Origin of the sequence: Streptomyces sp. IBSBF 3136 (genome assembly GCF_036815105.1) — a bacterium.
Lineage (GTDB): Bacteria > Actinomycetota > Actinomycetes > Streptomycetales > Streptomycetaceae > Streptomyces.
In genome coordinates this window covers 16,672-30,147 of record NZ_JAJSZC010000086.1, presented here as the reverse complement: position 1 = coordinate 30,147, position 13,476 = coordinate 16,672, and the positions used below count along the sequence as shown (strand labels likewise).

The following is a 13,476-nucleotide window of genomic DNA, read 5'->3' as shown; positions in this document are numbered from 1 at the left end:
CGTCACCCCCCATCACCCCCCACTTCGACATGAGAGGCATCCGCATGCGTACGCGATCCCTGCTCGCCCTTGCCGGAACCGTCACCGCGCTCACCGTCGCCGCGGCCGTCCCCGCCGCCGCGGACGGCGCCGCCGTGCTGACCACCGGCGCCGCCGGCGGCACCGCGGCCGCGGTCGGCGACACCCTCACCGCACCGCTGGCCGCCGGCACCTCCGCCACCCTGTACTCGAGCCCGACCGGAACCAGCGGGGTCAGCTGCACGTCCTCGCAGTTCACCGCCACGGTCGCGAGCAACCCGGCCGCCCCCGGCACGGCCACCGAGTCGGTCACCGGGCACTCCTTCAACGCGAGCAGCTGCACCAGCAACGTCACGGGAGTGCTCGGCGTCAGCGCCATCACGGTCGACAACCTGCCCTACACCGCGACGGTCGCGTCCGACGGCACCCTCACCGTGTCGCCGGCCAGCGGCTCCACCGTCCAGACCACGGTCAAGCTGCGCACCCTGCTCGGCACCATCACCTGCGTCTACCGGGCGTCGGGCCTGACCGGCAAGGCCGACAACAGCGACAGCAGCATCTCCTTCACCAACCAGCAGTTCACCAAGAGCTCCGGCTCGTCGCTGTGTTTCGCCAACGGCTACTTCACCGCCAAGTACGCCCCGGTGACCGACGCGGGCGCACCGGTCTACGTCAACTAGCGCGTAGGCGAGAGCTGTTCAGCGCCGACGCAGGCGTAGGAAGAGGGCGGCGCTCCCGGTGAGCACCAGCACCGCGGCGGCGCCGCCCGCCAGCATGGGGGCCGAGGGGCCCGTGTCCGCACGGGTGGTCTCGGCCACCGGCGTGCCGTCGGCGGTGGCCGCCCCCGTGGCCGTCCCCGACGCGTGCTCCTTCTTCTCGGTGGCGGCCGGACTGCCCGTCGACGGGTGCGCGGCCCGATGTGCGCTCGCCGTCCGGGTGGGCCGGGGGCTCGCCGGCGTGTGCGAGGCGGCCGCCGTCCCGGTGGGCCCGGCTCCGCCGGGCCGGGCGAACTCCACGTCGGAGCACGAGTAGTACGTGTCCGGCGTGCTGCTGTTCTGCCAGATCGTGTACAGCATCTGACGACCCGTCCGGCCCTTCGGCAGGGTCGCCCGGATGTGGTAGGCGCCGTTCGTCAGGGGCGGGTCCTTGACCTCGGCGAAGGGCCGCGTGGGCAGGTCGGACCACTTCAGCGGCTTCGCCGGGTCGTAGCCGGGCCCGGTGAGGTACAGCCGGAACGTGCCGGCGTGCGCGATGGTCGAGGCGTACGTCATCGTCAGCCGTCCGCCCGGGGTCAGCCGGGTCGCCGGCCAGTCCCGCCGGGCCAGGTCGAGTCCCCGGTAGGCGGGCAGGTTCCCGCTGCACAGCCTGCCGTCCGGGATCACCTGCCGGTCCCGGCCCGCCACCCCCGCCACACGCAGGTTGTCCCAGGCGGTGAAGGGGGCGCCGTTCGCGGCGATCGCCGCCCGGCAGGCGGCCGACCGGTTCGCGCCGCCGCCCTCGGGCGAGCAGGCGTACACCCGGCTCACCGGGTCCGTGGGGGCGCCGTGCGCCTGGGCGGGCCCCGCCGTCCACGGCAGGAGCAGCAGCGGGGCCGCCGCGGCGGCCGCCGTGACGCCCAGGCGGGCGGTCGTCCGAGTCATCCGGGTCATCCGGGACGTCTCCTCGGGGGCGCGGGAACGGGGTCTGCCGCATCCAGTACGCGCCACGCGTGGTCCGCGTTCAGCCTTCCACCGGTCCGTGACCGGCCGGTGCCGAGCACCAACCGGTCGGGCGGTTTCTGGCAGCGCTCTCCCGAATCACCGGGTGCGCGCCCAGGACGCCCCGAGCGGGATCGGTCAAAGTCGCCGCAGCCACCACCCCTTGGCTATCGGAAACGGTCGATGGTCGCCTCAACAGGGCATATTTCCGCAACCTGCTTGCGAAACTTCAGGTCCTTTGCAGTCGCCGTACGCACCTCCGGTGAGCTGCCGACTCAGAGTTCGGCCCACCCGACTCTCTTCCGCTGTCGGTGAGTTATCGTATGGGTGGGCCAAAACAAACCGCGTGTCCCGTTCGGAAGTGCCGCGAGAAGGGGGTCAGACGATGGCGAGGCAGTTACGTGCTGAGCAGACCCGGGCGACGATCATCACGGCCGCCGCCGACCTGTTCGACCGCCAGGGCTACGAGTCCACCAGCCTGAGCGACATCGTCGGCCACGCACAGGTCACCAAGGGGGCGTTGTACTTCCACTTCGCCGCCAAGGAGGACCTGGCGCACGCCATCCTGGAGCTCCAGTCCAGAGCCGCGCAGCAGGTGGTGGCCGACGTGGAGGGACGGGGCTACTCCTCGCTCGAGGCGCTGATGCGTGCCACGTTCGCCGTCGCCCGGCTGGCCGTGGACGATCCGGTGCCGCGCGCCGGACTGCGGCTCGCCACCGCCGACGTGGTCGTACGGGCGCCGCTCAGGCATCCGTTCACCGAGTGGCTGGACTTCGCGACCCGCAAGATCGGCGGCGCGGTCAAGGAGGCCGATGCGCACCCCGAGACCGATGCCGGTGTCGTCGCCCACTCCCTGGTCTGCTTCTTCATCGGCACCCGCGTCGCCGGCCGCTCCCTCGAACCGGTCGCACGGCTGCCCCGCAGGGTCGCCGAGATGTGGCACCTCGTGATCCGGGGACTGGTGCCGGTCCACCGCCGCCCCCGCTATCTGACGCTCGCCACGCAGCTGGAACGGGAGATCAGAACCTGCTGAGCCGCGCGGTACGGTGACGGCCATGCCCGACATCCGCACCGCGCCCGTGATCCTCGGCGACGAACCCGGCTCGTTCCCGCACAGCGTGCTGGCCGAGCGGCACCCCGCGATCATCGAGCAGGTGCGGGAGGCGTTCCCGTACGGCCCCGGGCAGCACCGCGCGCTGGACGAGCTGCTGACCGGCTGCACCGAAGGCGTGATCGAGCCGCTGCCCGGCGATGCGGCCGACCGGGACCTGTGGCGCGCCTGGGGCCTTGACGAGTACGCCGGGCGCTCCTGGTTCGACGTGCCGTGGCTGTGGTCGGAGAGCTACTTCTACCGTCGGCTGCTCGAAGCCGTCGGTTACTTCGGCCGGGGCGCCTGGCAGGGCATCGACCCCTTCCGCCCGTTCAAGCGCGCCGAACTCGACGCCCCCCAGACCGACGAGGAACTGGCCGCCCTCGACGCGCTCCGGGGCCGCCCGGAGCGGGAGCGCGCCCGCGCCCTGCTGCACGGCTCCCTCTGGGGCAACCGCGCCGACCTCGGCTTCCGCCTGTCCGCCGAGGGCGCCGAGGCCGCGGCGCCGGTCCCCGCCCTGGTCGCCGACGACAGCGAGGCCCTGTGGTCGCTGCTGCCGCCCTCCGGCACCGGCACGCTCGTCCTGGTCGCGGACAACGCGGGCCGCGAGCTCGTCCCCGACCTGCTCCTGATCGCTCACCTCCTGACCGAGGGCCGGATCGGGCGGGCGGTGCTGCACGTCAAGCCGTACCCCTACTACGTCTCCGACGCCACCACCGCCGACGTGGTCGACGCCCTGCGGCGCCTCGTCGCGGCACCGGGCGCGGCCGCCGAGTACGGGCGGGCCCTGTGGACCGCCATGGCCGACGGCCGCCTGACCAGCGCCGCCCACCCCTTCTCCTGCGCCCCGCTGCCGTACGCCGACGCGCCGGACGACCTGCGCGCCGGGTTCGCGGCGGCCACCCTGACCATCGTCAAGGGCGACCTCAACTACCGCCGCCTGGTGGGCGACCGGATGTGGCCGCCCACCACACCGTTCGACGAGGTCACCGCGTACTTCCCCGGCCCGGTCGCCGCCCTGCGCACCCTGAAGTCCGACGTGATCACGGGACTGACCGCCGCCATTGAGAGCGCCCTGGTCGCGGCGGAGGGACAGCGCTGGCGCACCGGCGGCACCCACGCCCTGATCCAGGTCCACGCCTCACGCCACGCACAGCCGTAGCGACTTGAGCCCGTTGATGAAGTTGGAGACGAGCCGCCCGGCCGGCGCGGCGAGCCGCGGACCGGGCAGCGCCCGCACCACCTCCTCGTGCAGCAGCCGCAGTTGCAGCCGGGCGAAGTGGGCGCCCAGGCACACGTGAGGACCGTCCCCGAACGACACGTGCGGGTTGGGGGAGCGGGCGAGGTCCAGCCGGCCCGGCCCGTCGAAGACCCGCTCGTCACGGTTGGCCGAGGCGTGGAACACCACGACCTTGTCACCCGCCCGGATCCGGCGCCCCGCCAGCTCGGTGTCCACCGCCGCCGTCCGGCGGAAGGTCAGCACGGGCGGGTGCCAGCGCAGCAGCTCCTCCACCGCCGACGGCAGACCGACCTTCCCGGCGCGCAGCAGACCGTACGCCCCGGGATGCTCGGCCAGGGCCAGCAGACCACCGGGTGCGGCGCTGCGCACGGTGTCGTTGCCCGCGACGGTCAGCAGGAAGAAGAACATCTCCAGCTCGGCACCGTCGAGTTCGGCGTCGTGGGCGAGTGTCGTCAGGATGTCGTCGGCGGGATACCGTCTTTTGTGTACCGCCAACTGCCCCGCGTACGCGAACATGTCCCGCAGCATCGCCGGTGACCGGGGATCGACCGGTCTGCCCGCGCCGTCCAGCACCGGCGTACCGGCCTCGTCCGGGTCCTGGTAGCCGATGACCCGCTGCGTCCAGTGCAGCAGCAGCCCCCGGTCGCTCTCCGGCACCCCCAGCAGGTCGGCCAGGTTGAGCAGGGCGTACTCGTCGGTGACGGCGGCCACCACGTCGACCGTGCCGTCGCCCGACCGGGCCTCCTCCAGCGCCCCGGCGAGCAGCCCCCGGGCCCGCTCGCGCGCGACGGCCGCGAACCGGTCCACCCGCCCCGGCGTGAACGCCCGGCTCACCGTACGCCGCAGCCGGCCGTGCGCCGGCGGGTCCTGGTTGAGCATCATCCGCCGGATGAACGGCAGGTCACCGGGGTCCGGATCGCGGATCTGGGTCGCGCCGAGGTGCGAGGAGTACGTCGCGGAGTCCTTGAGCACGCGGACCACGTCGGCGTGCCGGGTCACCGCCCAGAACCCGGGCCCGGCCGGCCAGCCCAGCACCTCGGGCTCGTCCTGCCAGGCCACCGGATGGTGGTCGCGCAGCAGGCGGTAGTCGGCGTACGGCACCCCGGCCGCGTACCGGCGCGGATCGAAGACGTCCGGCACCGGCGGGGCCTCGCGCACGCTCACGCCGGCCGGCTCGCGCCCGCGGTGTCCGGCCGCAGGAAGTCCTCCACCGCCCGGATCAGCTCCAGCGGCGTCTCGTCCATGGCGTAGTGCCCGGCGCACGGCAGGGAGACCAGCCGGGCGCGCGGGTACCAGGACATCCACGTCTCGCGCAGCAGGGCGGGCGACAGCGCCGGATCGAGCTCACCGGCCACCGCGAGGGCGGGCACCTCGCAGCCCTCGACGTCCGCCCGGAAGTCGTCGCCCGCCCAGGAGTCCAGCCAGGCCCGGAACGCCTTCGCGTCGCTGCGCGCCAGCGAGCGGTCCACCATCCGGTCCAGCCAGGCCGCCGGGCGGCGGCCGCCGGTGGTGAAGTCGATGATCGCCCGCCGGTTCTCCGGCCGGTGCGCCGCGTCCGCGAAGAGCACGCCCTGTTCGCCGGGCAGCGGCAGCCCCGAGGCCGGCACGGGGGAGACGCCGACGATCCGGCGCAGCCGGTGCGGGGCGACCAACAGCAGCCGCTGCGCCACCGAACCGCCCATGGAGTGCCCGACCACCGAGAACCGCTCCCAGCCCAGCCGGTCGGCCAGCTCCACCAGGTCCACGGCCGCCTCGGTCGTCGTGTACGAGCCCACGGCGTTCCGTGCCTCGCCGTAGCCGCGCAGGTCGACCAGCGCGTAGCTGAAGGAGGAGCGGTCGAGATCGGGCAGGACGGGCGCGTAGGCGGACCGGTCGGCGAACCAGCCGTGCACGGCGAACACCTTGTGGGGGCCGTCGCCGTGCACCTCATGGGGCAGCACGAAGGAGGTCATGCGCCTACCGTGCTCCCGCGCGCGGGAGCTCGGCAAGAGCGCGGACGGGTGTTCCGGCGGGGCCGCCCCGCGCGGTACCGCCGACGGGTCAACGCCACAGCGGAAGGCCGGAGTTCCCCGTTTCGCAACCGGTTCACGCGATGGTGTGATCACGCGGCGCGCGGCGGATGGGCCGTACGGCCCCCGGGTAGGGCCCCGCCATGACGCAGCCGTTCGAACTCCCGCACTTCTACATGCCGTATCCCGCGCGGCTCAACCCCCATGTCGACGAGGCGCGCGCCCACTCGACCGCCTGGGCGCGCGAGATGGGCATGCTGGAGGGCTCCGGGATCTGGGACCAGGACGACCTGGAGGCGCACGACTACGGGCTCCTGTGCGCCTACACCCACCCCGACTGCGACGGCCCGGCCCTCTCGCTGATCACCGACTGGTACGTCTGGGTGTTCTTCTTCGACGACCACTTCCTCGACATGTTCAAGCGCACCCCGGACCGGGCCGCCGGCAAGGCCCACCTGGACCGGCTGCCGCTGTTCATGCCGCTGGACCCCGCGACCCCGGTGCCCGAACCGGAGAACCCGGTCGAGGCGGGCCTCGCCGACCTGTGGGCGCGCACCGTGCCGTCGATGTCCCCCGACTGGCGCCGCCGCTTCTCCGTGGCCACCGAGCACCTGCTCAACGAGTCCATGTGGGAGCTGTCCAACATCAACGAGGGACGCATCGCCAACCCGGTCGAGTACATCGAGATGCGCCGCAAGGTGGGCGGCGCCCCCTGGTCCGCGGGGCTCGTGGAGTACGCGACCGCCGAGGTGCCCGCCTCCGTGGCGGGGACCCGGCCGCTCAGGGTGCTGATGGAGACGTTCTCCGACGCCGTCCACCTGCGCAACGACCTCTTCTCCTACCAGCGCGAGGTCGAGGACGAGGGGGAGAACAGCAACGGCGTGCTCGTCCTGGAGACCTTCTTCGGCTGCACCACCCAGGAGGCCGCCGACACCGTCAACGACATCCTCACCTCGCGCCTGCACCAGTTCGAGCACACCGCGCTCACCGAAGTGCCCGCCGTCGCCCTGGAGCAGGGCCTGCGGCCCGACGAGGTGGCCGCCGTCGCCGCCTACACCAAGGGACTCCAGGACTGGCAGTCCGGCGGCCACGAGTGGCACCTGCGCTCCAGCCGCTACATGAACCAGGGCGCTCGCTCCGCCCCGCCCTGGCAGGCGCCGAGCGGGCCCGGAACCTTCGCCGCCGACGTCGGCGCCCTGCTCGCCGCGGCCGCCGCCGAACGCCTGCGCGCCTACTCCCACCAGCCTTTCCAGAAGGTCGGGCCGTCCCTGCTGCCCGACTTCCACATGCCGTTCGCCCTCGCTCTGAGCCCGCACCTCGACACCGCCCGCCGCGACCTGGTCACCTGGTCGCACCGCATGGGCCTGCTCCAGGAGGGCGTCTGGGACGAGGACAAGCTCGCCGCCTGCGACCTGGCCCTCTGCGCCGCCGGCCTCGACCCGGACGCCACCGCCGAGGCCCTCGACCTCAGCGCCCAGTGGCTGGCCTGGGGCACCTACGGCGACGACTACTACCCCCTGGTCCACGGCCACCGCCGGGACCTGGCCGCCGCCCGCCTGACCACCGCCCGGCTCTCCGCCTGCATGCCCGTCGAGGGTGACCCGGCCGTGGTCCCCGTCAACGCCATGGAGCGCGCGCTGGTCGATCTGTGGGCGCGCACGACCGCGGAGATGACGGCCGAGCAGCGCAGCACCCTGAAGAAGGCCGTGGACGACATGACCGCGAGCTGGGTGTGGGAGCTGTCCAACCAACTGCAGAACCGCGTCCCCGACCCGGTCGACTACCTGGAGATGCGGCGTGCCACCTTCGGCTCCGACCTCACCCTCAGCCTGTGCCGCATGGGCCACGGGCCCGCGATCCCGCCCGAGGTCTACCGCAGCGGCCCGGTGCGCTCCCTGGAGAACGCGGCCATCGACTACGCCTGCCTCGTCAACGACGTCTTCTCGTACCAGAAGGAGATCGAGTACGAGGGCGAGATCCACAACGCCGTCCTCGTCGTGCAGAACTTCTTCGGCGTCGACTACCCGACCGCGCTCGGAGTCGTCCACGACCTCATGACCCAGCGGATGCAGCAGTTCGAACATGTGACCACGCATGAACTGCCCGTCCTGTACGAGGACTTCCAGCTCTCCGAGGACGCGCGCGCGGCCATGGACGGCTATGTGCGCGACCTGCGCAACTGGCTGGCGGGCATCCTGCACTGGCACCGGGAGGTGGACCGCTACAAGGCCGACCACCTGGCCCGCCGTGCGCACGGCTTCCTGCCCGACCGGGCGCCCGCCGTGCCGGCCCTGACCCTGGGCTGACCGGCCCCGGGGTCCCTCCGGGATGACTACCCCCCGCCCGCCGCCGGACAGTCTCACTCGTTCGTGTCTCGTCGCGGCCCCGCGCCCCGGGTAGAGCACCAGCCGGAGGCGAGCGAACCATGGAACAGACTGTGTTGCGGCCCAAGCCGATGCCGGGCGGGGAACGAGCCGGGAGCGGCGCTTTCGAGGCCCCCAGGCACCCGCACGCCGCGCCCCGGCGCGGCCGGCGGATCAGGACCCTGCTGCTGGGACTGGTCACCGGCACCGCCCTGGTCCTCACCGGGGTCGGCCTCGGCACGGTCGGCGCCACGGTGATCGGCGCGAGCAGGCTGGCGGAACTCCGGCACGACACCGCGCACCCGGCCGCCTCGGCCGGGCCCGCCCGCGCCGCGGCCCCGGCCCCCGCCGAGGCCCGGACCGGCGCCACCCTGGGCGTGGAGGCCGTGGACGCCGGCGACTCGGGCGCCCTGGTGGTGGGCGTCCACGTGCCCGGACCCGGCTACACGGCCGGCCTGGTCCGCGGCGACGTCCTGCTCCGGTTCGGCGCCGCCCGCCTCGGCACGGCCGCCGACCTCGCCCGGGCCGTCGCCCGCGCCCGCCCCGGAACACCGGTCACGCTCACCGTGCGCCACCGAGGCGGCGGCTACCAGCGGTTGACGGTCGTGCCGGGCGTGCTGACCTGACTCGACCTGATCCGATCCGACCGGACAGCGGGCAGCGGACACCCCGGGAATCCCGTTGGGCGTCCCACGCCCCAGGGGCGATGATGAGCCCGTGCCGAGCAGCGACCGCGCAGACCGCGCCCGCGTGATCCCGCGACCGGCTCGCGCCGCCCTGCCCGGCCGGGCAGGATGCTGCCCGGGACCGTTTCGCCCCGCCACCTCGACCGCGCTCGGAGGCCCGGATGACCGGTAGCACGCCCGCGCCCTTCACCGCCGACGACTACAGGGCCCGCATGGAACGCGCCGCGCGCGACGCCGCCGACGCCGGCCTCGCGGGACTGCTGGTGGCCCCCGGCCCGGACATGGTGTGGCTGACCGGCTACACGCCCACGGCCGTCACCGAACGGCTCACCGTGCTGGTCCTCGCCCCCGGCCGCGACCCGGTGCTCGTCGTGCCGACCCTGGAGGCCCCGGACGCCGAGCACGCCACCGGGGCGTCCGCGCTCACCCTGCGCGACTGGACCGACGGCAAGGACCCCTACGCCGTCACCGCCGCCCTCCTCGACGACCGGGGCCGCTTCGGCATCAGCGACAACACCTGGGCGATGCACCTGCTGGGCCTCCAGCGCACCCTGCCCGACAGCTCCTACGCCTCCCTCACCGACGCCCTGCCCATGCTGCGCGCCGTCAAGGACGCGGCCGAACTGGACCTCCTGGCGGCCGCCGGAGCCGCCGCCGACGCCACCTTCGAGGAGATCCGCGCGGTCCCCTTCGCCGGCCGCCGCGAGTCCGACGTGGGCCACGACCTCGCCGACCTGCTGCGCCGCTTCGGCCACTCCCAGGTGGACTTCACCATCGTCGGCTCCGGACCCAACGGCGCCAACCCGCACCACGAGGTCGGCGACCGCGTCATCCAGCACGGCGACATGGTCGTCCTCGACTTCGGCGGTCTCAAGGACGGCTACGGCTCCGACACCACCCGCACCGTCCACGTGGGCGAGCCGACCGAGGAGGAGCGCACCGTCCACGACATCGTGCGCGCGGCCCAGGAGGCGGGCTTCCGGGCCGTGCGGCCCGGTGTCGCCTGCCAGGAGGTCGACCGCGCCGCCCGCGCGGTGATCACCGACGCCGGGTACGGCGAGTACTTCATCCACCGCACCGGGCACGGCATCGGCGTCACCACGCACGAACCGCCGTACATGATCGAGGGCGAGGAGCAGCCGCTGGTGCCGGGCATGTGCTTCTCCGTGGAGCCCGGCATCTACCTGCCCGGCCGCTTCGGCGTACGCATCGAGGACATCGTCACCGTGACCGCCGACGGCGGCCGCCGCCTCAACGACACCACGCGTGAGATGGTCATAGTGGACTGAGCGGCCAGGAGACACCCTCGACCACACCCCCCGGAACGGCTACGGCGCGACCCATGACCCAGGCTCCGACACCCACCGCGGACACCGTCCGCAGACTGGTCCGTTCGCTGCTCAAGGAGAGCGGGGACAGCGGAGGGAGCGAACGCGGCACGAATGGCTCGGACGGCTCCGGCGGCGCCGAGGGCCCCGAGGTCCGGCCCGTCGCCGAGGGCCGCGCGTACACCTGGTGGGTCGGCAGCCGCCACGTGCTGCGCCTCGCCCCCGACCGCGAAGCCTCGGCCCGCCACCGCCGGGAACTGCGCGTGCGCGACCTGGTCCGCCCGCACGTGCCCGTAGCCGTTCCCACCAGCGTCGCCCACGGCGACTGGGCGCCCGGCCTCGCCTACACCCTGGACACCAAGGTGGCCGGCGGCACCGCCGACCGGCACGACGTCTCCGCCGTCGGCGAGGCCGACCTGGCGGGGCTGCTCGGCGGCCTGCACGCGGTGCCCGCCCGGCAGGCGGAGACCCTCGGCGTGCCGCGCAGCGCGCCGCGCTCCCTGGAGGCACTGCGCCGCATGGCCGTGCACGCGGCCGAACGGCTGGCCCGCGCCGACGAGTTCGACGCCGCCCTGCTGCACCAGCTCACCCCGCCCGGCGCCGCGCAGCTCGCCGCGCAGACCGGCACCGCCGTGCTCACCCACCACGGCCTGACCGGCGAGCACGTGGTCGTCAGCGCCGACGGACGGGTCCGCGGGATCCTCGACTGGTCCGCGGCGGCCCTCGGCGACCCCGCCGAGGACATCGCAGGACTCGCCGCGGCCGTCGGGTCACCGGCCGCCGTCCGCGCCGCCACCCTCGCCGGCTACGGCGCCCGCCCCTGCCTGCGCGGGCTCTGGCTCGCCCGCTGCGACACCGTCATCCGACTCGCCGACCACCTGGAGGGCCGCGCTCCCGGCTCGCTCCCGGCCCTGCGCACCCGGCTGCGGCGCGTCTGGGAGCCGATCATGCTGGAACGCGTCACCGAGTTCAAGGACGAGGAGAGCGAGGCCTAGGGCCGGTTGCGACAGTGGTCCCCTGCCGTGCGACGCCCGGCACGCGGCCGCCCTCCGGGCGACGAGGCCACTTTCGCAACAGGCCCTCAGGCCGAGTCCGCAGAGTCCCGCCTGCCCGCCCTCCGGGCGGACGACGGGACTTTGCGGACACGACCTGGCGGCCGCCCCGGCTCAGGGCTGGACCAGCACCACGCAGGACTCCCCGGGCACCTGCAGCAGTCCGTCCGGGCCCGGCGCCTCGACCGGCTCCCACGCGGCGAGCACCTGCGCCGGCCGGGTGCCCAGCGGGATCGCCGCCGCCTCCTTGCCCAGGTTCACCGCCACCCGTACGTCCCCGCGCCGGAACGCCAGCCAGCGCCCCCGCTCGTCGAAGGCCACCTTGGTGTCGGCCAGATCCGGATCGGTGAGGTCCGGCTGCTCCCGGCGCAGCGCGATCAGCCGCCGGTACCACGCCAGTACGCGCGCGTGCGGCTCGCGTTCCGGCTCCGTCCAGTCCAGGCAGGACCGCTCCCTGGTCGCCGGGTCCTGCGGGTCCGGCACGTCCTCCTCGGCCCAGCCGTGCTCCACGAACTCCCGCCGCCTGCCCCGCCGTACCGCCTCGGCCAGCTCCGGGTCCGTGTGGTCGGTGAAGAACTGCCAGGGCGTGCCCGCCGCCCACTCCTCGCCCATGAACAGCATCGGTGTGAACGGCGCGGTCAGCGTGAGCGTGGCCGCGCAGGCCAGCAGGCCGGGGGAGAGCAGGGCCGAGAGCCGGTCACCCTGCGCCCGGTTGCCGATCTGGTCGTGGGTCTGGCTGTACCCCAGCAGCCGGTGCCCGCCCACTCGGGCCCGGTCCAGCGGCCGGCCGTGCGCGCGGCCCCGGAAGCTCGACAGGGTGCCGTCGTGGAAGTAGCCGCCCGTGAGCGTCTTGGCCAGCGCGGCCAGCGGGGCGCGCGCGAAGTCGGCGTAGTAGCCCTGGGACTCACCGGTCAGGGCGCTGTGCACACAGTGGTGGAAGTCGTCGTTCCACTGCGCGTGCACCCCGAGGCCGTTCTCCGCGCGCGAGGTGATGATCCGCGGGTCGTTCAGGTCGGACTCGGCGATCAGGAACAGCGGCCGGCCGAGTTCACCCGCCAAGCCGTCGACGGCCGCCGACAGCTCCTCCAGGAAGTGGTACGCGCGCGTGTCGTGCAGCGCGTGCACCGCGTCCAGGCGCAGCCCGTCGATCCGGTAGTCCCGCAGCCAGGCCAGCGCACTGCCCACCAGGAACGCGCGCACCTCGTCCGAGCCGGGCGCGTCCAGGTTCACCGCGGCGCCCCACGGCGTGTGGTGCGTGTCCGTGAAGTAGGGCCCGAACGACGGCAGGTAGTTGCCCGACGGGCCCAAGTGGTTGTGCACGACGTCCAGCACGACGCCCAGGCCGAGTTCGTGCGCCCGGTCGACGAAGCGCTTGAGCGCCTCGGGGCCGCCGTACGGCTCGTGCACGGCCCACAGCGACACCCCCTCGTACCCCCACCCGTGCCGGCCCGGGAAGGGACACAGCGGCATCAACTCCACGTGCGTGACGCCGAGTTCCACCAGATGCGCGAGACGTCCGGCGGCCGCGTCCAGGGTGCCCTCCGGGGTGAACGTGCCCACGTGCAGCTCGTAGAGCACCGCCCCGGGCAGCTCCCGGCCCGGCCACGCGGCACGCCACGCGTACCGGCCGTGGTCGACGACCGCGCTCGGGCCGTCCGGGCCGTCCGGCTGACGGCGCGAGCGCGGGTCCGGCAGCACCGGACCGTCGTCCAGCGCGAACCCGTACCGCGAGCCGTCCCGCGCCTCGGCCTCCCCCGTCCACCAGCCGGCCCGCTCCGCATCGCGCTCCAACGCGGCTGTCGCGCCGTCGCAATGGAGCGTCACGCGGTCTGCCTGTGGTGCCCACACCTCGAACTGCACGGACGGTTCCCCTTCGTCTGCTCACCGTGATGTCGCCCGTCCATCGTGCCTCTAAAAGCGATCAGTCCGCTTTCGAATCCGTCCTTTCCCGGTGGGTGTCGGGGAAGCACGCGCGCGTGGGCACCGTTTTCCC

General features: G+C 73.8%; 11 protein-coding genes. 7 read left to right on the top strand and 4 right to left on the bottom strand.

Annotated elements, in window-relative coordinates; genetic code table 11:
- The first annotated feature begins 44 nt into the window (after positions 1-44).
- Positions 45-698, top strand: a complete 654-nt coding sequence (locus V7E45_RS19785) for a Tat pathway signal sequence domain protein (RefSeq protein ID WP_333775515.1) — start codon at positions 45-47, stop codon at positions 696-698.
- A gap of 18 nt (positions 699-716) precedes the next feature.
- On the opposite strand, the gene V7E45_RS19780 is transcribed toward V7E45_RS19785, so the two are convergent.
- Entirely contained in the window at positions 717-1,658 is a 942-nt protein-coding gene (locus V7E45_RS19780) for a lytic polysaccharide monooxygenase auxiliary activity family 9 protein (protein ID WP_443056100.1), read from the bottom strand.
- A 442-nt stretch (positions 1,659-2,100) separates the two neighbouring features.
- Here V7E45_RS19780 and V7E45_RS19775 point away from each other — a divergent pair, with 442 nt between their 5' ends.
- Both V7E45_RS19775 and V7E45_RS19770 read left to right on the top strand, forming a co-directional pair.
- Positions 2,101-2,748, top strand: a complete 648-nt coding sequence (locus V7E45_RS19775) for a ScbR family autoregulator-binding transcription factor (protein WP_333775512.1) — start codon at positions 2,101-2,103, stop codon at positions 2,746-2,748.
- Positions 2,749-2,770: 22 nt separating this feature from the next.
- Entirely contained in the window at positions 2,771-3,967 is a 1,197-nt protein-coding gene (locus V7E45_RS19770) for a damage-control phosphatase ARMT1 family protein (RefSeq protein ID WP_333775511.1), read from the top strand.
- Here V7E45_RS19770 and V7E45_RS19765 read toward each other — a convergent pair.
- Together V7E45_RS19765 and V7E45_RS19760 are read right to left on the bottom strand one after the other, a co-directional pair.
- The gene (locus tag V7E45_RS19765) at positions 3,947-5,209 is read right to left on the bottom strand and encodes a cytochrome P450 (protein ID WP_333775510.1); all 1,263 of its coding nucleotides are present in this window, start codon (positions 5,207-5,209) and stop codon (positions 3,947-3,949) included. The two genes, V7E45_RS19770 and V7E45_RS19765, sit on opposite strands and share 21 nt — an antisense overlap.
- Positions 5,206-5,997 carry an alpha/beta fold hydrolase gene (locus tag V7E45_RS19760; RefSeq protein ID WP_333775509.1) on the bottom strand — a complete coding sequence of 264 codons (792 nt, stop codon included), beginning with the start codon at positions 5,995-5,997 and terminating at the stop codon, positions 5,206-5,208. The genes V7E45_RS19765 and V7E45_RS19760 overlap by 4 nt, the downstream gene beginning before the upstream one ends.
- A gap of 200 nt (positions 5,998-6,197) precedes the next feature.
- Here V7E45_RS19760 and cyc2 point away from each other — a divergent pair, with 200 nt between their 5' ends.
- From cyc2 to V7E45_RS19740, 4 genes are all read left to right on the top strand, one after another.
- A complete protein-coding gene (gene cyc2, locus V7E45_RS19755) occupies positions 6,198-8,360 on the top strand; it encodes a germacradienol/geosmin synthase Cyc2 (RefSeq protein WP_333775508.1) in 2,163 nt (720 codons plus the stop codon).
- Between the two features lie 119 nt (positions 8,361-8,479).
- Positions 8,480-9,043, top strand: a complete 564-nt coding sequence (locus V7E45_RS19750; RefSeq protein ID WP_333775507.1) for a PDZ domain-containing protein — start codon at positions 8,480-8,482, stop codon at positions 9,041-9,043.
- Between the two features lie 221 nt (positions 9,044-9,264).
- On the top strand, positions 9,265-10,392 hold the full coding sequence (locus tag V7E45_RS19745; protein WP_333775506.1) for an aminopeptidase P family protein: 1,128 nt from the start codon (positions 9,265-9,267) through the stop codon (positions 10,390-10,392).
- 53 nt (positions 10,393-10,445) lie between these two features.
- Positions 10,446-11,426 (top strand): phosphotransferase family protein, encoded by a 981-nt coding sequence (locus V7E45_RS19740; protein WP_333775505.1) that lies wholly within the window; start codon positions 10,446-10,448, stop codon positions 11,424-11,426.
- Positions 11,427-11,597: 171 nt separating this feature from the next.
- On the opposite strand, the gene treZ is transcribed toward V7E45_RS19740, so the two are convergent.
- Positions 11,598-13,343, bottom strand: a complete 1,746-nt coding sequence (treZ, locus tag V7E45_RS19735; protein WP_333775504.1) for a malto-oligosyltrehalose trehalohydrolase — start codon at positions 13,341-13,343, stop codon at positions 11,598-11,600.
- Positions 13,344-13,476: the final 133 nt, after the last annotated feature.